The sequence below is a fragment of the Chryseobacterium sp. OV279 genome (assembly GCF_900128945.1).
Lineage (GTDB): Bacteria > Bacteroidota > Bacteroidia > Flavobacteriales > Weeksellaceae > Chryseobacterium.
On sequence record NZ_FQUD01000001.1, the window covers coordinates 1,132,463 to 1,153,631 of the forward strand.

Genomic DNA, 21,169 nt, shown 5'->3' on the forward strand with positions numbered 1-21,169 from the left:
TTATCCGTGAAGTTTTTTCCAGACTGCGTCTTTCAGTTCTACAAGGCCTTCTCCCGTAACACCGGAGAAGAATAACGGTTTTCTGTTTTCCGGAAATTCAGCTGCGATTTCTTTTTTCAGCTCTTCATCCAGAAGGTCAGATTTGGAAATCGAAATGATGAAATCTTTATCCAGAAGTTCAGGATTGTACTCCGTCAATTCATTTTCCAGAATTTTAAACTCCTGAAAATGACTTTCAGAATCAGCCGGAATTAAGAATAATAAGATGGAATTTCTTTCAATATGTCTTAAGAACCTGTGTCCTAAACCTTTTCCTTCAGCAGCCCCTTCGATGATTCCCGGGATATCAGCCATTACAAATGATTTGTAATTTCTGTAATCCACAATACCAAGATTGGGGGTCAGCGTTGTAAATGCGTAATTAGCGATCTTAGGTTTTGCCGCTGATACAGACGCAAGAAGGGTAGATTTTCCTGCATTTGGGAAACCAACCAAACCTACATCGGCTAGAATTTTAAGCTCGAAAACCACAAATCCTTCCTCACCATCCATTCCTGGCTGTGCATATCTTGGAGTCTGGTTGGTAGAAGATTTGAAGTGCTCATTTCCTTTTCCTCCTTTTCCACCAAGCATCAAAGTGATTTCCTGTTTGTCTTCAAGAATTTCGCCGATAATTTCTCCTTCTTCATTTTTAGCAATGGTCCCGATTGGAACATCGATATAAATATCAGCACCGTCAGCACCGGTCAGCTGGCTTTTCGCCCCGTTTTCACCACGTTCCGCTTTGATGTGGCGGGTGTATCGAAGTGGAAGTAAAGTCCATTCCTGAGCATTTCCTCTCATGATGACGTGTCCGCCACGACCTCCGTCGCCTCCATCCGGACCGCCTTTAGGAATATATTTTTCACGGCGAAGGTGGGCAGAACCTGCACCTCCGTGTCCGCTTTTACAATGGATCTTTACGTAATCTACAAAGTTAGACATATAGTTTGTGTTGCGGGTTGCGGTTCACGGGATCCGAATTTTTCCAATCCCGTACACCATATCCCGATTATTTAATTTTTTCGACTTCAGCGAAAAGTTTTTGGGAAATTTCAGCAATTTCTCCTACGCCGTTTACTTCAACATATTTTCCCTGCTGCTTGTAAAGTTCGGCTACTTCTGCTGTTTTAGTATAATATTCTTTAATTCTGATTTCAATGATCTCTACATTGCTGTCGTCAGATCTTCCGCTGGTTTCACCTCTTTTCAGAAGTCTTTCCACTAAAGTTTTGTCTTCTACCACTAAGGATAGGCAGATATCAATCTTGTCGTTCAGTTCCTCTTTTACAATGGTTTCCAAAGCTTGCGTCTGAGCCGTAGTTCTAGGATATCCGTCGAAGATAAATCCGTTGGTATCGGTTGGCTTTCTAAGCTCGTCGATCAGCATATCCGTCGTTACCTGATCCGGAACCAGTTCTCCCTTATCGATATAAGACTTAGCCAATTTTCCAAGCTCGGTGTCGTTTTTCATGTTGTATCTGAAAAGGTCACCTGTTGAAATTTGCTTTAAGTTGAATTTTTCGATCAGGTTTTGAGCTTGTGTTCCTTTTCCACTTCCTGGAGGGCCGAACAGAACAATGTTTATCATAATGTTGATTCGCTTGCAGCTTTCAGCAATACGCTTTTAGCCTTTAGCTTTTTTAGTTAATATTTACTTTATTTCGATTTAATATTTAAAGCTAATGGCTAGTAGCCAAAAGCTAGTAGCAGAAATTAATGGTTGATTTGTCCCTCTTCCAGTTGATACAGATTGGCAAGGTTTCTTCCTATCTCATCATAATCAAGTCCGTAACCAAGAACAAACTTATTTGGAATCTCTTTTCCGATATAATCCAGTTTGAAATCCTTCTTGTATACATCCGGTTTCAATAGGAATGAAGCCAGTTTTACAGATTTAGGACGCTGTGTTTCTGTGAAATATTTGAATAAACTTTCAACAGTGTTTCCAGTGTCTACGATATCTTCCACAAGAATGATGTGACGGTCTTTCACGTCTTTAGTCAGCTCCATTTTCTGGTAAACGATCCCTGTAGACTCAGTTCCTGCATAAGAACTCATTTGAATGAAAGCAATCTCGCATTCACCGGGATAATATTTTAAAAGATCTGAGAAGAACATGATCACCCCGTTCAGAACCCCGATGAAAACAGGAACTTCATCCTTGTAGTCTTCATAAATCTTTAAAGCTGTTTCTTTTACAATTTGCTGAATCTCGGCGTCCTTCAAATAAGGAACGAAAGTTTTGTCGTGAACTTTAATGCTTTCCATAAAAAATTTTAGTAGTTGGCAAAGTTACGGTTTTTTGATCAAAATCTTTTCTACTTTTGCACCCGATTTCATAATGCCCCGTTTCAGGAGGATACCGTAAAAATAATAGAGATATAAAATCTTTGATTACACTCAATTGTCCCGTCAATTCTACGATTGACTATCTTTACAAAGGAGGCGAATTCTGATCCGAAAAATTTTGAGCGATCTCAAAACAGGGTAAAAGTCATATGTTTTTTATCAGGAAAAAATGAATTGGGAAGAATTTGTTATCTTTGCAGTTCCAAAACCCAATTATACAGACATGTAGGATTTAATTTCTTTTCGATGTTATCAAACAGTGACCGGTGCGTTGCTGAAGTTTAATTATTACCAAGAAATAAATCATGATCTTACTGCAAAATATGTCTTACGGGTTTCCGGGAGGAGACCTCCTGTTTCATTCTATCCATTTAACAATACCATCCCAAACGAAATCGGCGCTTGTCGGAAGCAATGGTGTAGGGAAATCTACACTCCTGAAGATAATTGCCCGCGAAATTCAACCTTTAGAAGGAAATATCACTGTGAAAGGCGATATGTACTATGTTCCGCAGATGTTCGGGAACTTTGATCATCTTACCATCGCAGAATGTCTGAAAGTTGACCAAAAACTGAATGCCCTCCAAAAGATAACAAATGGTGAAGTAGATGAAGAATATTTTGAAATTTTAAATGACGACTGGGAGATTGAAGAACGCTGTCAAAGCGCTTTACATGACTGGAAACTTGAAGATTTTGAATTAAACCAGAAACTGGAAAGCCTTAGCGGAGGTCAGAAAACCAAAGTTTTCCTGGCTGGAATTCAGATCAATACTCCGGACCTTATTCTATTAGACGAACCTACGAACCATCTTGACCTTGAAGGCAGAAAATTATTATACAGCCTTATCGAAAAAACAGATGCCCAGGTTATTATGGTAAGCCACGACCGCACACTGCTGAATCTTGCAGATACTATATTTGAATTAAGCAATCAGGGAATTTCTACATACGGAGGAAACTATGATTTCTATGCTGAACAGAAAGAAATAGAAGTGGAAGCACTTCACAATGACATTCATGCCAAAGAAAGGGCTCTGAAAAAGGCCAAAGAAAAAGAACGCGAAACGATAGAAAGGAAACAGAAGCTGGATGCAAGGGGAAAACAGAAGCAGGAAAAATCCGGAGTCGCGAGAATTATGATGAATACACTCCGCAATAATGCAGAGAAAAATACATCCAGATTGAAAGGAGTTCATGCTGAAAAAATCAGTGGGATTTCCGGTAATCTCCGGGATTTGCGTTCCTCTTTGAAAAATTCAGATCAGATGAAAGTGAATTTCAATGATTCCAGTCTTCATTCCGGGAAAATACTGATCAGTGCTGAGGATATTAATTTCAAATATGGTACGGAAACTCTTTGGAAAGATGCTATCAACCTTGAAATCCGTAGTGGAGAAAGAATTTCAATCAAAGGTTCCAATGGTTCCGGTAAAACGACCTTACTGAAAATGCTGTTGGGTAATCTGAATCCGTCTGAAGGAAAAATGACGAGATCAGAGTTTAATACAATTTATGTTGATCAGGAATACTCTCTGATTGGTCAGGATATCAGTGTTTATGAATTTGCACAGGAGTTTAATGACGGTGCCATGCAGGAATCTGAAGTGAAAACCCTGCTGTCCAGATTTCTGTTTGGAAAGGAAGCCTGGGATAAAAAATGTGGGGTATTGAGTGGAGGTGAACGCTTGAGACTGCTTCTGTGCGGGCTTTCCATCAGCAGTAAGGCTCCGGATATGATTATTCTGGATGAGCCTACAAATAATCTTGATCTGCAGAATGTAGAAATTTTGACGGCTTCTATTAAGGATTATAAAGGAACATTGCTGGTGATTTCCCATGATGAGATCTTTCTGGAGGAGATAGGAGTGGAGAGGGAGATTGGTTTGGATTCAATGATATGATACTGATGTTTTTTCTCCCGCAGATTCCACAGATTTTGGTGATGTTTGTGTTTTATTGGCTGCTGATTTAAACCTTATAGGTTTTTAAAACCTATAAGGTTTGAACGTGAAAAGTATTAACTGTTGGATTATCGCAAAGGCGCAATGGATGATTAAAAGCGTGTTTTTAAGGCGCAAGAAAATCAATATTTTCAGCAGGGTTGGATAGGTAAATAAGTATTCAGTTAGCGGTATTCAATTTTATCGGAGATGAAATCTTTGCGCCTTAAAGCAGTCGAATTAGAAAATAATTTGCGCCTTTGCGATGACCAATGGCCTTATCTCAACAAATGGCAACGACAAAATGATTAAGAAATCTCACGCAAATTTTGCAGATCACACAGATTTTATTTTTATAAATGCGTTGAAATCCACTGAAATATTTCATTGAAGACCTCTTGCCTGATTTCCTCATTTAATATTTCGTGGCGCATGTTGGGATAAATTTTAACGTTAACATCTTTAAATCCATCCTGTTTTAAATACCCGACGGTTTTCATAACTCCTTTGCTGAAATCTCCGATAGGATCGTTCTGTCCACTGACAAACAGAAGAGGAAAGGATTTTGGAATAGAAACTGCCCAGTTTCTTGCCGTAGCTTTTTTGTAAATGCCGAATAGCGCATAAAAAGCATTGTTGGTAAAAGGAACTCCGCAGAGCTCATCTTCGGCAAACGCTTTTCTGTTGGCAGGGTTCAAGCTCAGCCAGCTGGTATCGCTGAAGTCTTTGTCTTTCTTAAAAGGTTTATTATTGACTGTATTAAAAAGGGTATTGAGATAAGTAGGATAGTGAGGCGCTATTTTGTTGGCCAATGAGAGATAACCATTGATTAAGTTGATGCCTGCCAAAGGACCTCCGGTTCCTGTGATGATTGCACCATTAAATTTACCTCCAGCTTTCTGAAGAAGACAGCGTGTCACAAATGAACCCATAGAATGACCAAGAACAAAATGAGGAACATCCGGGTATTGTTGTATAAGATGGTCTCCCATTGCTTCAGCATCGGAAACAAGTTTTTCATCCGGTTGCTTCAGCTGGAAAAACCCGATGTCTTTTTTATCCTTCACCGATTTTCCGTGTCCTAAATGGTCATAGGTAAGTACGGCTATTCCCTGATCTGCATAATAGGTTGCTATTTCAGCATATCTTCCGCTGTGCTCCTGCATGCCATGTATGATGAGCAAAGTGGCTTTTGCGGGAACTTCGTTGGGCGTGAAAAGGGTGTGGAAGAGCTTTGTTTCACTGGCGGGAGATGGGGAGAGGTAGGAGGATGTTTGGGATGATCTCATGGTTTAAATTTCAGGGAATAGTCAAATATATAAAGAAATCTATTAAATGGTTAGCATATAGTCGTTTAGCTATTTAGTTTTTTCCAGAAGAGTCCAACTGAAATAAGGATTGGTATTTATAAGATCGACAAGAACATCTTCTAAATTCTGGATAAAGTGTTGGCCAAAATTCACAGGTGTTTGTTGTAAAGTTTTTTCCAAATGTTCTTTGGTGTAATAATGAGTTTTTGTTTCATTATTTTCATCACGAATGAGGTAATAAATTTTATTTTTTAATAGAACATTTACTAACGCATTGAGCTCTTCTCCTTCATCCTCCTGATATACACTATTGATTACAAAGTCGTAATTGTTGTGTTGGATGTTATAATCTTCATGAAAAATTCTTATTAACCTTTCTTTGTTTAATTTAGTAATGACATCTATGCGTGCTCTTTTTTCTCCCCAAGCACTTCCATATTCAAATATTCTTCCATCTTTCTTTACAAGAAGTATTGGACCTTGTCCTATAAGCTTCACCTTTTTATCCTTTGCCTGGTAACCAAAAACGAAGAGGTCATCATAATCTTCTGTGTAACTTACTTGAACATGATCTCCAGCATTATTTAATACATATTCTTCGGCTATTTTTATAAATTCGTTTTTGGAGTTTTCCTGCATTTTGTTTCAATTTTTTATAAAAATTATTTAAGAAAATTTTACGATTGAAATTATTTATAAAGCCAGATCTTTCACCTTTCTTTAATTCTTCGGTTACTTTTGAGTAATTATTTTCTAACAACATATTGGTATTTTTACTTAAATATTTTAATTTTTTCAAAGTCAAATATCCATGTCTCATTTATTTTTCTCAAAATTAAATTTCACATTATCGGTTGTGACCTACTTTATTATCAAATATACGTAATAAAAAGCACTCAAAATATTCCTCTTCAACCACATGATTTCCACCCCACCCCAAAATAAAATCCTCCCATAATTTGCCCACCCTATTTTTAAAAAGTAATTTTGCATGAATCTAAAATAAAAGAAAAATATGTCAACTTACGTAGTTGTAGGTCTTCAATATGGAGATGAAGGTAAAGGAAAAATCACGGATGTTTTATCAGCTAAATCGGATTATGTAGTTCGTTTCCAGGGTGGAGACAACGCTGGTCACACGGTTTATGTGGGTGAAGAGAAATTTGTTTTGCACCTTCTCCCTTCAGGAGTTCTACAGTGCAAAGGGAAGTGTATCATTGCGAACGGAGTAGTGGTAAACCCAAAATCTTTCATTAAAGAGGTTGGCCAGATTGAAAGCAAAGGCTTGAAAACTGACCACATTTTTATCAGCAGAAGAGCGCATGTGATCATGCCTTACCACATTCTTTTGGATACTTACCGTGAAGAAGAACACGGAGGTACGCAAATCGGAACCACTAAAAAAGGAATCGGACCTTGCTACGAAGATAAGATTTCAAGAGTAGGGATCAGAATGATCGACCTTTTAAATCCTGAAATTTTAAGAGACAAAATTGAGAAAAACTTAAAAATTAAAAACTCTCTTTTCGAAAAATATTACGGAAAACCGACTTTAGATGTTGAAGAAATCTACAACGAATTTTTAGAGCTTGGAAAACAGCTTCAGGACAGAATCGTTGATACGGAAGTTGAACTGAACGAAGCCATCAGAGACGGTAAAAACGTTCTTTTTGAAGGCGCTCAGGCATTGATGCTTGATATCGACTTTGGAACATATCCGTACGTAACTTCATCTTCTCCGTCTACAGGAGGAGTTTGTACAGGAGCGGGAGTTCCGCCAACGTCGCTTCAAAACCTGATCGGGGTTGCAAAAGCCTACTGTACAAGAGTTGGAAACGGACCTTTCCCATCTGAGCTTGATAATGAATTAGGCGAAAAGATCAGACAGATCGGTGGTGAATTCGGAGCTACAACAGGAAGACCAAGAAGAACAGGTTGGTTAGACCTTGTTTCTCTAAAGCACGCTTGTATGATCAACGGGATCAACAATCTTGTTATTACTAAATTAGACGTTCTTACAGGAATCGAAAACCTGAAAATCGTAACGCATTATAAAACAGAAGACGGAAAAATCATCGATTATTTCACTTCTTCAACTGAGAAATTATACAACTACGAGCCGATCTATCAGGATCTGCCAGGTTGGAACGAAGACCTTACCAAAGTAAGAAGCTACGACGAACTTCCTGACACTGCTCAGAAATACATCGAGTTCATCGAGAAATACCTTGGAATCAATGTATACTTAGTTTCTGTAGGCCCTGAAAGAAGCCAGAACATCATCAGAAAAGAATTATTCTAAGAATAATCCAACAATAGAAAAAGCCGTTTCATCACTGATGAAACGGCTTTTTTATGTTTTTAATAAAAATCAACAAAGGCTTTTCGTTTAAAAAGGTAAAGCAAAGAAATACTGGAAAAATCTCAAAAATTCAGAGGTTCTAATTTTCAGTAAAGATCTTGTATTTCGGAAATAAGTGAAACGCCTTTGTTCATCTTAATTTAAGGAAACTAAAAATAATTCTTTGTTTTTCTTTGCGTGAAAAATATCATCAAGGCTGGTTAAATTATTCCTCCTTTACCACTGCATCACGTTCTCCATCCTCTTCTTTTCCTTCCTGTATCATTTCCTCAGCCTCCGCTTTTTCTTCTGTAGTAGCTTCTTCTACTTTGTCTTCCTGGTCGTCGTTGTGATGATCAATAAAAAATTCACAGTACACCGGAAGATGGTCGGAGCCGAAGTTTTCTAAGGTTTTAAGTTCTTTGATGAAAATATCTTCGCTGTGAAACATTAAGTCAATCGGAAATCTCAGCAGAAGGTATTTGGCGTGAAAGGTAGAGACAAAGGAATGCCCGATCCTCGGATCAATCAGATGACTGGTTTTTCTGAATAATATGGATGATTTTGACCATGCTACATTATTGAAATCGCCAACAACAATGACAGGTTCTTTGAGGTCTTTCACCCGTTTCGCAGCACTTAATAAGTCTCCGTCTCTTTCTTTTGACGTTTCCTCTTCTGTAGGACTTGGCGGCGGCGGATGCACCCCGAAAAATACAAATGAAAAACCGTCTTCCGTCTTCAGATGAACTTCAATGCTCGGAATATCATCAGCCACAAAATAATGCGTCTGTGCACTTTTAATCTCAAGCTTTGAGTAGAAATGCATGCCGTACGTATTTTCAAGCGTCACTTTATGATAAAACGGATAGTCTTTTTCAAGAACAGTCATCGCTTTTTCCCAGTCGCCATTACTTTCCATGGTCATAAAGACCTCGGGTTTATGTTTTTCGATAAGTTGAATAAACCGGTTGTATTCCTTATTGAACTGGTACACATTAGCGGAAATAAAATGTATTTTTTTAGAAGACTGATGTCGCTGTTTATATTTTTTTACCGGATAAAGCGGGGTGTATTTGACCAACGTTACACCATGATGAACAAACAGTAAGAGCAAAAGCCCCTGTCCATACCAGAAATTTTGAGGATGATCAATCAGAAAGCCTATAACAAATGTAATGACAACAACATACGTTATCTGAATCTTACCAAATTCCGGAACCCTGAATACCCAATGGGCATTTTGAATTTTAGGAAGTATGGTTAACAGAACCAATAACGCAATTAAAAACAAATAAATTCCCCACATAATATCAAATAAACGGATAAAAATAATCTATTTCCACGGAATGCGACCCGATTCACTTTTTAAACTTTGTTAATTTTAATTATTTCCCGGATTTTTTCCTAATTTTATTGAGTCAGATTAATATGATAGCCTTATGAATAAACTTGCTGCACTCGTTTTACTGTTCTGTACATTCTGTTTCGGACAGCAGAATCAGGATATTGAAAAACCCATCCGTAATCTGTTTCTCGGCATGAAAAATGCTGATCCTGAACTCATGAAATCGGCTTTTGCGGAGAATGGTATTTTACAGAGTATCGCTAAAGACGGAACCGTAAAGAATGAAAACGTACAGGAATTTATTGCTTCTGTTTCCAAATTTTCAAAAGACGATCTGGATGAAAAAATAATCATCGATGCCGTTCATACAGATGGAGGACTTGCCAGTGTGTTTACTCCATATTCTTTCTATTTTAAAGGGAAGTTTTCACACTGCGGGGCAAACAGCTTTCAGTTGGTGAAACAGCAGAACGACTGGAAAATTCAGTACATCATCGATACCAGAAGAAAAGAAAACTGCAGAGAAATAAAATAATGAGGAACCGAAATCTGATCTTAAACTACCTCTTTATAAGCTGTGTGGTTATCCTGTTTTTAAACGACCATTTTTTTAAATTCCAATATACAGGCTGGTTCACGGGCAAACTGTCGGATGTGGTAGGAATTATTCTGCTGCCGATGCTTCTCATGTATCTGTTTCCGAAACTGAAACAATACTCTGTTTTTGTGGCAGGTTTCTTATTTACCTTTTGGAAATCGCCTTATTCGGAGAATCTGATCCAATTCTATAATACCGTGTCACCCATTCCGCTTCACAGGGTGGTAGATTACACAGATTTGTTGGTTCTGCTGCTGCTTCCAATTCCTTATATGTTGCTTAAAAATACACGGATTATTGACCATTTTGCTTTTAAGAAGATCAATCCATCCTTTGTATTGCTGCCTTCCATGCTGATCTTAATGTCAACCTCAACTGGAAGCAGGTATTTTTCATACGTACCTTATTCCGGGAATCTTAACTTTAATAATAATGCTTCTTTTGAAATTAATAAATCAAAGAATGAAGTGCTTTCGGAGCTAAAGAAGAGGAATATTATAGTAGCAAAAGATACAGCAAGGATTATATCCATTAACACAGGTCGTTTTTTTGGTATGGGGAAATTTGAACAGAAAAATCTTTATAATAACGAAAAATTTTATCATGTATCTGATGATTCTATAAAAGCAGTAGCTTTCAAAATGATAGAAGAAAGTAGTGAATATAAAATCAGTACGCTTCAGCTGGGCGACCAGACCATTTGGGATGTTCAGTTTGCTATGTATTAAAAAGATGATAATACGACAAGAGTTAGTGTCAATTCTGCAAGAATAGGAGAGGCCCTGAAATCAGAAGAAGTAGATAGAAAACTCAGAAAGATTTATAAAAAACTGTTGGTAGAAAAATTTAAAACATTATAAAAATGAAGATCCATCACATTGCCATTATATGTTCAGATTATGAAGTTTCAAAGAAATTCTACACTGAAATTATAGGTCTTAATATCATCCGTGAAGTGTACCGCGAAGAAAGAAAGTCTTACAAGCTTGATCTGGCTATAGGAGACCACTATGTAATCGAGCTTTTTTCATTTCCTAATCCGCCGGAAAGACCTTCCCGCCCAGAATCTTGTGGTTTAAGACATCTGGCGTTTTCTGTAGAAAATGTTGGAGTTAAAAGAGATGAACTTATAGCCAAAGGCCTTACCTGTGAAGACATCCGCATAGATGAATACACAGGAAAAGAATTTTTCTTTACCCAGGATCCGGACCAACTTCCGCTGGAGTTTTATGAAATGTAAAAATTAGTGAGCGTAGCCTGTAAAAAAGCTGATCGCCATAATCACGAGAACAATAGAGGAAATGACTACATATACGTAGTCTTTTTCTTTTAAATACCCGATCAGAGCGAAGATAATCCTTACCAAAGGGGTAAAGATCAACAGTAAAATTCCTAACTGGATAATAGCCATTCCTTCTCCTTTGCACAGAGAAGTCCAGAACATTCCCCATACTTTTTCAGAGGAGGAACCCATATCCAGGCTGGAGTATTTTTTAGGCATTTCGAAGCCTTCCACGAATAGCTTGATAAAACCTACCAGTGAGGTCACTACAGACAAAATAACGCCAAGTCTCAGAAGATTTCCTACCGAACGGTTCAGATCTACATCTGTAAAATTCTTTTTCATTATCTGAAGCTTTTATTGATACCGTTATACATCATATACACTGACAGGATGGTGATCACGATTGCAAAGAATACTTTTAATTTCTTTGTTTTCGAAACCATTAAAGTTTTTGAACCAATGAAACTTCCTACCACCACACCAATCAGTACCGGAGCTACGATCACAGGAATGATTTCTCCTCTCTGGAAATAGATCAGGGCACTGGCTACGGCCGTTACACCAATCATAAAGTTACTCGTTGTTGTAGAAACTTTGAACGGCAGTTTCATCATATTGTCCATCGCCAATACTTTAAGGGCACCGGAACCAATTCCTAAAAGTCCGGACATGGCACCGGCAAACATCATCATTAAAAATCCCGGAACGGTATTTCTCGCAGAATAGCTTTTTAAAACCCCTTTATCAGGGAAAGTTCCGTAGAGCTTCAGTTTTTCTTCCAGACTTCCTTTAATCAAAGGTTCCTGATGGTCTGGTTTTCCTTTAAGATTTAAAACCACAGTCAATAAAAGGATACTGGCAAAAATGATCCCGATGGTATTCGGATTAAGCATTCCGGAAAGCAAAGCTCCCATAATAGCGCCTGCCGTAGTTCCGATCTCCAGAAACATTCCTATCCGCATATTGGTAAAACCTTCTTTGACGAAAGCTACCGCAGCACCGGAGGAAGTTCCGATCACAGAAATTAAAGAAGCACCGATTGCATAATGCATAGGAACGCCGAAACCCAGCGTTAATAAAGGAATAATGATAACTCCTCCTCCCAAACCCGTAAGTGAACCTAAAAGACCGGCTGAAACCGCGCCGAGGAACAGAATGATGATTTCTGACATGCTACAAATATAAAACTATTGCGGTATTCTGCCAAACGTTTAGAATCTGTTTAGATTTATATTTTGAGAATTTTTTTCAACATTAAGAAGTTTAGGATTCTGTTTTGACGAAGATTTTACCTGAATGATGAAATATAACCAATTTAAACAGGTTCTTAAAAAGATAAATTTGACGTATTTTTGTAGGCATGAAAAGTGAAATGAAATTATTTTATATCATTCTCGGTGCAACGCCCAAGGGCAGGAATATCGAGCAGCATGACGTGTTTTTCGGGATCGCAGAAAATCTTAAAGATCTCGTTCCCGATATGAAGGATTTCTGGAAAGAAGCCGAAGGAAGAATTCATTTAGACTGCCATCAGGAAGTGAAATTCGCAGACGGATATGAGGTGAAGATCGTGGAAAAGACAGATCAGCCTTCCGAAAATCAACTGTATTTTCTTAATTTGGGAGGATACAAGAGAGGTTTTTTTGAAGAATTTCACGAGCAGCATCTGATGGTTGGACAATCAATGGGAGAGATCATCAAAAGGGCAAAAGCTACGGAATTTTATGCAACGATGGGTTTTGAAGGTGCCGTAAGCCATGTGGATGACAAACACGGAGTAGATATTGATGATATTTTTAATGTCAATGATATCCTTCCTGAAAAAATGAAAGAAAAATATTCCATTGTACTGACAAAATCTGATGCAGAAAACCAGGAGAATCCAATGGGACTGGGATATTTAAAGATTGATAAGGTTCAATAAAGCTTTCCATAAAAAAATCTAATAGAAAAAATAAAAGTAAGAATGAAAATAGGAATTTTAGGAGGCGGACAGCTGGGAAGAATGCTGATACAAAGCGCACTGAAATACGACGACGAATTTTATACGCTGGATCCGGCATCTGATGCGCCGTGCAACAATATTTCCCACTTTACTCAGGGAAATTTTAATGATTTTGAAACGGTACTGAACTTCGGGAAAGATAAAGATGTAGTGACTATCGAAATAGAACACGTAAATGCAGATGCGTTGGCTGAGCTTGAAAAACAAGGCATAAAAGTAGTTCCGAATGCGGCTATCATCAAAACCATTCAGCAGAAAATCCTTCAGAAAGAATTCTACAAAACCTATGATATTCCAAGCCCTGAATTTCAGGTGGTGTGGAACAGTGATGAAAAGATCATGATGCCATTGCCGTTTGTACAGAAAATGAATACAGGAGGGTATGACGGAAAAGGCGTTCAGGTGATCAGAACAGAAGAAGATTATCAGGATGTATGGAAAGAAGCTTCAGTGATCGAAAGTCTGGTAGACATCGACAAAGAACTTTCCGTGATCGTTGCCAGAAATGAAAACGGGGAGACCAAAACATTTCCTGTGACTGAAATGGTCGCTGATCCTAAGTTAAACCTATTGGATTTTAATATCTGTCCGGTATTTTTAAGCGAAGATATCCAGAAACAGATTGATTCTATTACAGAGAAATTTCTGAATGCAGTTAATTCTCCGGGACTTTTTGCCATCGAATTATTCCTGGACAAAGAAGGAAAAATTTGGGTTAATGAAACGGCTCCGAGACTCCACAATTCCGGTCATCAAAGCCAGGAAGGAAATGCGAATTCCCAGTTTGAGCAAATGTACCGCGTGGTGAAAAACCTTCCTTTAGCTGATACGGATGCTTTCGGGTACAGCGGAATGCTAAACCTTGTGGGTGCAGAAGGACATGCCGGAAAAGTCATTTACGAAGGAATGGATGACGTTCTGAAACTTCCAAAAACCTACATCCACTTATACGGGAAAACAGAAACCAAACCCGGAAGAAAAATGGGACACATCAATGTACTGGCTGATACCAGAGAAGAATTGATGGAAAAACTGGTGAAGGTGAAAAGTATGGTGAGAGTGATCGCGGAATAAGATTTAGACTTAAAATAAATATAAAAGAGCTGTAATGATGATTGCAGCTCTTTTTTTATGTGGTTATACTATTTATTCATACGTTTTATTGAACAGGTAAGCATTGTTATTCTGAAGGGTTTATATGGTCCAATGTAATATTTGATGTTTTAATCTTTCCTATTTCTTTGTCCTCATTAGACTTGTATCTATCTGTAAAAATCCAGAATTCTTTTGGGTAATTTGAATCTTTTGCGATGAAAATATTAAAATTTCCTGCCGGCGAAATTACCTGAATTGCTTTTTTATCCATTGCATGACTGTGGTTGGTGGAAATATCTTTGAGTTTCAAAAGTTCATTTTTTAATTCCTCTGCCTGCAACGATCCAAAATCCGTACTGTCAATCGATATTTTGGTTTTAGGATCAGAAAGTATGCCTATGACTTCACTCCGGACATTTTTTACGACCATATTCTGAACGATGAGTAATAAAAGTACTAAAATAAAAGTCTGAACAAATAGAGCGATACCGATGATTTTTGCCATATCGTTTTTAAACAGACGTGTCAGCATGGCAATAACCAACCCAACCAATGCAATGGCAAGGGAGAACGGGAATAAGGAGATTAAAAAAGAGTAGAATGTTTCCAGATCTTCGGTCATAAGGACGTTTTAATAAAAGTAAAGAATGATTAATCTTTTTGATCAGTGAAGTGATTTTAAGTAGTAGCTATTTATAAGGGATCCTTGGTTTTCTCAATAGAATCTTTTTTATAATTGTACTTCATATAGGTTCCTAAAGCTGGCGAATAAATAGAAAACTCTTCAAGTTTTGTTAAAGGAGCGTAGAGTTTAAACGTACAGATGTCCGTTGCAGAAATGAAGGGATTTGTTTTTAAATGGCTGTGGGTAGACGTGGTTAAAGTGCCGTTCTCTCCCTGAGTAAATGCTGGAATAAGCCTTGAGTGGAATCTTTGATTGGACGTAATCTTACCTTCTTTATCAGTCATAAACAGATAATCGTTCCCAAATGGAATGACCCCTGACTGAGAAGTCCCGGGAATCAGATAGGCTTTATAATTTTCGTTGATTGGAATAATAATAAGGTTAAGAGTATAGCCTTCCGGCGCACCCACTTCATATTTTGGATCTGATAACTGGGAAATAATCGTACTGCGGATTTTATTTATATTCAGCTCTGTCTGATTGAGTTTTCTCTGCTGCAGATTTTCTCTGACAGGCTTCTTTTGATTGTTTTTGAATGAGTATTCAGCAACAATCAGATTCTGATCTTTATTCAGAAAAACGGTTTTTACAGTATCATTGCTCTTATAGGTCAAATAACTTTGAGCGAGCTCCCGTAATTTTTTATTTGCAGCGATAAGATCACCGGAGTTCCATGATGCGATTTCATGAGAATATAAAAGATTTCCTTCTGCTTTAATGGAATCCAGTTTATGCTGGAATTCCTTTTCTGAATATGTATTTCCCTGTGCAGAAATCATGAAAGACATAACGATAAAAAGGACTGCTGTAATTTGTTTCATAGGTTATTTTTCTATGCTAAAATACAAAAATTGTTTAGTTGATTTAAATTGATTTATCGATTGAGAATACACCCGGATTTAATTTTAATCCAAAATATTATTTCCGAAAGTAATGGAATATTACATAGGATGGGGAATAATGCACTTTAATTTGTTTTTCATGTGATTTAATAAAAAAAATATTTTGAATTTAAAATAAAACATGTATTTTCATAACGAAAAATCCGAAAACATGAAAAATCGGAAAAAAACAAATACTATTTATTATGAAAAACTTAAAAAAAATCTCACGAGATTCCTTGAAATCTGTGAAAGGAGGAATTACTCCGGAATGTGCTCAATGGTGGGGTTCAGGACAGCCTTATTATCCAAATCAGGCAGCATGTCTTCAATCTCCAAACTTTGATCCTGAAATTAATTTCGGTTGTCATAATGCTTGCGGGCGTTGGTATATACAATAAAAATACTTTTTTGGTACTTATAAGTCGGGAATTTTTTCCGACTTATATTTACTTAATATCTTTCTCCTCCACCTTTTCAAAATCCTTCTTTTGCTCATTCCAGACAAAAGCATGATAATACACATTCTGATCTTCAGGAGATTCTTTGCAGATGCTGGCCACAAAAAGTCTGCTGTTCAGATCGAAGATCGCCCGGTCTTCTGCAAACATGCAGGAAGTCTCTTCCCCTAAAGGAAGCCCATACATTTTTCCGTCACGCACATCCATCATCATTCCCATAATGCAGCTCGTTCCGCATCCGAAAATCACGGTGATATAGTAACTGGCAAAATCGGGAGTGCCGGCAGCATAGGCATCTTTGATTCTTGTTCTGAAATTGTAGACACCTTCATCACCGGAGAAATCAAGTTTTGCTTTTTTGACAAATGTATAGCTCTTTGAGGGGAATTTATTGAAAGCAAATTGATAGGAAATAACAGAGTCCTTCGTTTCTGCTTCCTCAGGCTTTATATTTTCAGGCTCCTTTATCGTAGCTGAATCTACTTTTATTTCCTGCGGAGATGCTGCCACTACAGTATCAGCGACAGCAGGCTGCGCCATTTCATTTTTGACAGGTTCTTTTTTTTCCTTGCACGAAAATAAAACGATAGCCATTAACGGGATGAGTAATGAGTTGATTTTCATGGATGTTTTTTTAGATATTCTTGTTAAAAAGGCATGATGAGTGTTTTTCCTTTATAGACTCCCTTTTCTATTGTAAAAAGAACGGCATATCCTCCGGCTCCATCAGAGTTCACCATATTGATGTACAAAGTATTATGTTCCGAATCAAAATAGCATGCAGCAGATTCAGTATTGATATTAAACAGGTTTTCAATCTCCTTTGCAGGAATTTGAAGTGTTTTTCCACCTGTTTTAACAGAGATTGATTTATAGTGAGTCTGTGGAATGGTTCCATCCGTACCCCAAATCTGCTGGCCTTTAAATTTATCCTCAACTTTATAATCTTTGTAATCAGTAGTTGAAAAATACTTTTTGTTTTCCTTGTAATTAAAAGGTTCAGATTCAATAGTAACGGTGATGTTTTTTGAGTTAAAAACCGCTTTGTTTTCATTAATGGAAACCGCTGGAATGGATTCGTAGGATTCTATATACTTAGCTCTTGAACTGTGAATGTATCCTGACAGATTTTTCCCATTTTTATCAGTATAATCGGCATTAAGCCAGTTCTTGTTATCTTCAGGGCTGAAAATATAAAGGATCTCATCCGAATTGATCTTTCCGACAATATTACTTTTCCCATCTGCTTCTTTCCTCAAATTCACATAACCGTCTTTGTCAACGATTTTTGCAAATTGAGCCCATGAACACTGGAAGCTTAAAGCGGCCGCCAGCAGAATAATTTTATTTGTTTTCAAATGCTGTTTTTATCGGTTTAAATTAATACTTATTATGTATGTAAGTGATTTAATTTTAGTTAAAAACTAAAAAAAGAAAAGTTGAAGTTACTACAGGATATTCATTTTTAAAGGTTACCCTAAAATTTGATGAAATAGTCTTAAATTTCTATCTCTAAACTTCATTAACTTCCCTCTTCGAGCTTCAGACTTCCTTACTATTTAAATATCTTCTGAATTACATTTCCAATCTCCATAAAATCATCATGATTCCCGACAGAACGGATCTCCGGACTGTTTTCGTCAAATTCTGAGAACGGGAAGATCAGGAGATAATTGTTATTGCTTAGATGTCTGTTCAGTAATTCAGGAATAAGTCTCATCCTCGGAACATACGACTGCATACCTCGTTTAGCCATCAGAACAATAAGTGCTTCATCTTCTTTAAGCTTTGCTGCGGTTTTTTCACCATCCTGCCACGTACTCATAATGATGAATTCCGCTTCTATATTGGCCTTTTTAACGATTTTCTGAAGAATATCCAGAATGTTTTCCGGAGCATAAAAAACGACTGTCGCACCGGAGTTTCTGGCAACATTCCATACTCTCAGAAGGGCATGGAAGAATCCGGCTTCCTTATGAGCGTTTTCCGGGATCATCACTGCATATTTCTTAATCGTGGAAAGAGGTTGTGCTGCGTGATAAACGAGTACATTCACATCATCATTCTGCAGATATCCGTTATAAAGATTATAGACGAAAGAAGGGGAGAAGCCTTTCTCATCCTCAAGTCCGATGATAAGATCTGTGATATTCTGTTCTTTGATGACATTTTTAACCCCATTGATCACGTCGTTGTCATATCTCTTAAGCGTCTGCATCTTCACATCTGCAGCAGAAGCAGCATCTGCGGCCTGATGGAGAAGCTTTTCCGCATTTTTCACGGAAGATTCATTTTTATCTTCATTAATGACATTTAAAGCAAAGAAATTTTCCGTATTTGAATGGGCTTTGATCAGGATTCCCAGATTCACCATTCTGTCTACTGTTTCCTCGTGATTGATGGCCAGCAGGATATTTTCCTCCTCATGACTGTCGCCGGACACCGTATCTTCATTGTCGCTTTCTGCAATTTTTTGCGCGCTTGCCATTGAAATAAAGGAAGAAATCGTACAGGAAATAAGGATCAGCAGAATACTTCCGTTCAGGACGTGTTCATTCAATAGTCTTACCGGTTCGCCGGTTTCGGTTTCGGAAAGGATGATGTTGTAACCTACCATAACCGACGCTAATGTTGCGGCTGCAGAAGCAGAACTCAGCCCGAAAATCAGTTTTCCTTCCTCTTTGGAAAGCCTGAAGGTTTTTTGGGTCATGACCGCAGAAATGTATTTTCCTCCGATGGAGGCAACGAGCATAATTCCGGCTACTTCAAGTGTTTCCCAGCTTTTAAAGAAAACTTTAAAATCGATCAGCATTCCCACACTGATCAGGAAGAACGGGATGAAGATCGCATTTCCTACAAATTCCACCCGGTTCATAAGAGATGAGGTATGCGGAATCAGTCTGTTTAAAGCCAATCCGGCAAAAAACGCTCCGATAATGGCTTCCACACCGGCAAGTTCAGCCAGCATAGCCGCCAGATAAATCATGACCAGGACAAAAATGTATTGTGAAATTTTATCATCCACCCTTTTGAAGAACCACCTTCCGATAAGGGGAAATATAATCAGTACAATCAGGGCAAATACAATAAAGGAAACGGAAAGTTTTACCCAGAATTCGGTCCCTACATCGCCTTGTGACATTCCCACGATCACGGCAAGCACCAAAAGCGCAAGGATATCGGTGATCATCGTTCCACCGACTGTAATATTGACCGCTTTGTTTTTAGCAATGCCCAACTTGCTGACCAAAGGATAAGCGATGAGGGTATGTGAAGAAAAAAGACTGGCAAAAAGGATAGACGTTAATACAGAGAAATGCAGAAGATAATATCCTCCAAGATAGCCCAGAACGAATGGTACAGCAAATGTATAAATTCCGAAAGTGAGACTCTTCCATTTATTCTTTTTAAAATCGCCCATATCAATCTCTAGTCCGGCCAGGAACATGATGTAGAGAAGCCCCGTAGTTCCCGTCACCACAATGCTGCTGTCTCTGGCCAGCACATTGAATCCGTTCGGACCTATCACGGCACCGGCGATGATCAGCCCCAAAAGATGCGGGACTTTAATCTTGTTTAAAAGCAGGGGAGCGGCAAGGATGATGACCAGTACCAACAGGAATTTTAATACCGGATCTTCTATAGGAAAACTCAGATTATGTATACTCAGTAAAATCATAGGTGTTTTTATTTGGTGGAACGTACTAATTCGACAGAAAATCTGGCGGTACAGCCATTATCGGCCGTCACGGTTCTGGTTCCTTTCATTTTATTGGCAGAGATGTCATTGAGAAGGACGTTCATCTCTACACTTTTTTTAGCGGTGGAATCGGTTTTGAATGAAAGTCTGATTTCGTTGTTCTCATACTTTCCGGAGTACAGCCTTACGAGATTGTTATTATTAACGATCTTGGTCACCAGTTGGGTAGAGTCGCTGTCAAATTCCCAGGTGTCGGTTCGCTGGTCGCCTACCGCATAATCACTGCAGTTGGATTCCGTGCAGATTACCTTTCCATTCCAGGGGCCGGAAATATCTGCGGGCCATGCAGCAATCACTACAGAATCTTTCTTTGAAAAGAGACTGTCTCTCATTTTGATGAGGGCCTGGTATTCGGATTCTTTTTTAGCGAATATTTTTTCTTTTTCGAGTAATTGTTTTTCTCTTTCCGTCAGGTTTTTTTCTTTTTCCTTATAATCACAGCCGATCATTAGAAAAGAACCGACAAAAAGGATGAAAAATGTGTTTTTTAGCATATTGTAGATGTTGGTGTAAACAATATAAGAAAAAATACGGAAAATATAAAATCTACTGGCTGGTATCGACTCTAATTTAAAATATTATCTTTAAAAATGAGGTCTTTGATTAATTATTTTATTCCCATGGATTTCGCAGATTTTCACAAATGATTCGGTTATTTTTTTGAAACATTAAGATTAGTGAAGGAGGTTAGAAAAGTTAAGAGAAATCTAAAGATTTTTTAATCCGTAATCCTTAAAACAAGGCTTTCTTAATGATCTTAAAAACTTAATTCCAATCTTAATGGTTCAAATTTTATCCATAAAAATCTGTGATTTTTAAATCTTAGGTGTTCTTTTTATCCTCGATACATTTAACTTAAAAATAACTAAAGTGTTTAAAACTTTTGCGTCTTTTGTGGTTGATTATGTATTGACCACGGATTTCACAGATGAACACAGATGATTGAGGATATTTTTTATGGTTTTGTTATTATAAAAATCTAAGATTTTTGGAAAACTTGTGTGCTCTCTATATGGTTTTTATTGTCAACTTCTATTAATCTAAAATGTTTAAAAAACTTTTGTGC

22 protein-coding genes are annotated in these 21,169 nt (G+C 37.7%); 8 read left to right on the forward strand and 14 right to left on the reverse strand.

Going from position 1 to position 21,169, the window contains the following annotated elements; genetic code table 11:
• From obgE to BUA72_RS05150, 3 genes are all read right to left on the reverse strand, one after another.
• Complete coding sequence (gene obgE / locus BUA72_RS05140) at positions 1-984, reverse strand: GTPase ObgE (RefSeq protein ID WP_034728920.1); 984 nt, start codon at positions 982-984, stop codon at positions 1-3.
• 67 nt (positions 985-1,051) lie between these two features.
• Positions 1,052-1,630: an adenylate kinase gene (locus BUA72_RS05145; protein WP_034728921.1), complete on the reverse strand. Its 579-nt coding sequence runs from the start codon at positions 1,628-1,630 to the stop codon at positions 1,052-1,054.
• 125 nt (positions 1,631-1,755) lie between these two features.
• Entirely contained in the window at positions 1,756-2,310 is a 555-nt protein-coding gene (locus BUA72_RS05150; RefSeq protein ID WP_034728922.1) for a phosphoribosyltransferase, read from the reverse strand.
• A gap of 386 nt (positions 2,311-2,696) precedes the next feature.
• Between BUA72_RS05150 and BUA72_RS05155 the strand changes: the two genes are divergently transcribed.
• A complete protein-coding gene (locus BUA72_RS05155) occupies positions 2,697-4,295 on the forward strand; it encodes an ABC-F family ATP-binding cassette domain-containing protein (protein WP_072922038.1) in 1,599 nt (532 codons plus the stop codon).
• Between the two features lie 392 nt (positions 4,296-4,687).
• Here the strand turns inward: BUA72_RS05155 and BUA72_RS05160 are convergent, their stop codons facing one another.
• Together BUA72_RS05160 and BUA72_RS05165 are read right to left on the reverse strand one after the other, a co-directional pair.
• Positions 4,688-5,623 carry an alpha/beta fold hydrolase gene (locus BUA72_RS05160; protein WP_072922039.1) on the reverse strand — a complete coding sequence of 312 codons (936 nt, stop codon included), beginning with the start codon at positions 5,621-5,623 and terminating at the stop codon, positions 4,688-4,690.
• 69 nt (positions 5,624-5,692) lie between these two features.
• Positions 5,693-6,283, reverse strand: coding sequence for a hypothetical protein (locus BUA72_RS05165; RefSeq protein WP_072922040.1), 591 nt, complete (start codon positions 6,281-6,283; stop codon positions 5,693-5,695).
• 376 nt (positions 6,284-6,659) lie between these two features.
• On the opposite strand from BUA72_RS05165, the gene BUA72_RS05170 reads away from it, so the two are divergent.
• Positions 6,660-7,946, forward strand: coding sequence for an adenylosuccinate synthase (locus BUA72_RS05170; RefSeq protein WP_047453667.1), 1,287 nt, complete (start codon positions 6,660-6,662; stop codon positions 7,944-7,946).
• Between the two features lie 265 nt (positions 7,947-8,211).
• Here BUA72_RS05170 and BUA72_RS05175 read toward each other — a convergent pair whose 3' ends face one another.
• The gene (locus BUA72_RS05175) at positions 8,212-9,294 is read right to left on the reverse strand and encodes an endonuclease/exonuclease/phosphatase family protein (protein WP_072922041.1); all 1,083 of its coding nucleotides are present in this window, start codon (positions 9,292-9,294) and stop codon (positions 8,212-8,214) included.
• Positions 9,295-9,427: 133 nt separating this feature from the next.
• Here BUA72_RS05175 and BUA72_RS05180 point away from each other — a divergent pair, with 133 nt between their 5' ends.
• The 3 genes from BUA72_RS05180 to BUA72_RS05190 all read left to right on the forward strand — a co-directional run bounded on the left by BUA72_RS05180 (position 9,428) and on the right by BUA72_RS05190 (position 11,171).
• Positions 9,428-9,868 (forward strand): nuclear transport factor 2 family protein, encoded by a 441-nt coding sequence (locus tag BUA72_RS05180; protein ID WP_072922042.1) that lies wholly within the window; start codon positions 9,428-9,430, stop codon positions 9,866-9,868.
• Positions 9,868-10,659, forward strand: a complete 792-nt coding sequence (locus BUA72_RS05185) for a hypothetical protein (RefSeq protein ID WP_072922043.1) — start codon at positions 9,868-9,870, stop codon at positions 10,657-10,659. The genes BUA72_RS05180 and BUA72_RS05185 overlap by 1 nt, the downstream gene beginning before the upstream one ends.
• Before the next feature lie 134 nt (positions 10,660-10,793).
• Positions 10,794-11,171 (forward strand): SMU1112c/YaeR family gloxylase I-like metalloprotein, encoded by a 378-nt coding sequence (locus BUA72_RS05190; protein WP_072922044.1) that lies wholly within the window; start codon positions 10,794-10,796, stop codon positions 11,169-11,171.
• Between the two features lie 3 nt (positions 11,172-11,174).
• On the opposite strand, the gene BUA72_RS05195 is transcribed toward BUA72_RS05190, so the two are convergent.
• Entirely contained in the window at positions 11,175-11,558 is a 384-nt protein-coding gene (locus tag BUA72_RS05195; RefSeq protein WP_047453674.1) for a DUF1634 domain-containing protein, read from the reverse strand.
• Positions 11,558-12,388, reverse strand: coding sequence for a sulfite exporter TauE/SafE family protein (locus tag BUA72_RS05200; RefSeq protein WP_034728950.1), 831 nt, complete (start codon positions 12,386-12,388; stop codon positions 11,558-11,560). The genes BUA72_RS05195 and BUA72_RS05200 overlap by 1 nt, the downstream gene beginning before the upstream one ends.
• A 200-nt stretch (positions 12,389-12,588) precedes the next feature.
• Between BUA72_RS05200 and BUA72_RS05205 the strand changes: the two genes are divergently transcribed.
• Positions 12,589-13,140 carry a DUF1543 domain-containing protein gene (locus BUA72_RS05205; RefSeq protein ID WP_072922493.1) on the forward strand — a complete coding sequence of 184 codons (552 nt, stop codon included), beginning with the start codon at positions 12,589-12,591 and terminating at the stop codon, positions 13,138-13,140.
• 42 nt (positions 13,141-13,182) lie between these two features.
• Complete coding sequence (locus BUA72_RS05210) at positions 13,183-14,295, forward strand: 5-(carboxyamino)imidazole ribonucleotide synthase (protein WP_072922045.1); 1,113 nt, start codon at positions 13,183-13,185, stop codon at positions 14,293-14,295.
• A gap of 106 nt (positions 14,296-14,401) precedes the next feature.
• Here BUA72_RS05210 and BUA72_RS05215 read toward each other — a convergent pair whose 3' ends face one another.
• Positions 14,402-14,938, reverse strand: coding sequence for a hypothetical protein (locus BUA72_RS05215; protein WP_072922046.1), 537 nt, complete (start codon positions 14,936-14,938; stop codon positions 14,402-14,404).
• Between the two features lie 71 nt (positions 14,939-15,009).
• Positions 15,010-15,822: a hypothetical protein gene (locus tag BUA72_RS05220; RefSeq protein ID WP_072922047.1), complete on the reverse strand. Its 813-nt coding sequence runs from the start codon at positions 15,820-15,822 to the stop codon at positions 15,010-15,012.
• A 266-nt stretch (positions 15,823-16,088) separates the two neighbouring features.
• Here BUA72_RS05220 and BUA72_RS05225 point away from each other — a divergent pair, with 266 nt between their 5' ends.
• Positions 16,089-16,283 (forward strand): bacteriocin-like protein, encoded by a 195-nt coding sequence (locus BUA72_RS05225; protein ID WP_047453684.1) that lies wholly within the window; start codon positions 16,089-16,091, stop codon positions 16,281-16,283.
• A 48-nt stretch (positions 16,284-16,331) separates the two neighbouring features.
• On the opposite strand, the gene BUA72_RS05230 is transcribed toward BUA72_RS05225, so the two are convergent.
• From BUA72_RS05230 to BUA72_RS05245, 4 genes are all read right to left on the reverse strand, one after another.
• Entirely contained in the window at positions 16,332-16,967 is a 636-nt protein-coding gene (locus BUA72_RS05230) for a hypothetical protein (RefSeq protein ID WP_072922049.1), read from the reverse strand.
• 23 nt (positions 16,968-16,990) lie between these two features.
• The gene (locus BUA72_RS05235; protein ID WP_072922050.1) at positions 16,991-17,701 is read right to left on the reverse strand and encodes an SH3 domain-containing protein; all 711 of its coding nucleotides are present in this window, start codon (positions 17,699-17,701) and stop codon (positions 16,991-16,993) included.
• A 197-nt stretch (positions 17,702-17,898) separates the two neighbouring features.
• Entirely contained in the window at positions 17,899-20,022 is a 2,124-nt protein-coding gene (locus BUA72_RS05240; RefSeq protein ID WP_072922051.1) for a cation:proton antiporter, read from the reverse strand.
• 8 nt (positions 20,023-20,030) lie between these two features.
• Complete coding sequence (locus BUA72_RS05245) at positions 20,031-20,597, reverse strand: hypothetical protein (RefSeq protein ID WP_072922052.1); 567 nt, start codon at positions 20,595-20,597, stop codon at positions 20,031-20,033.
• Positions 20,598-21,169: the final 572 nt, after the last annotated feature.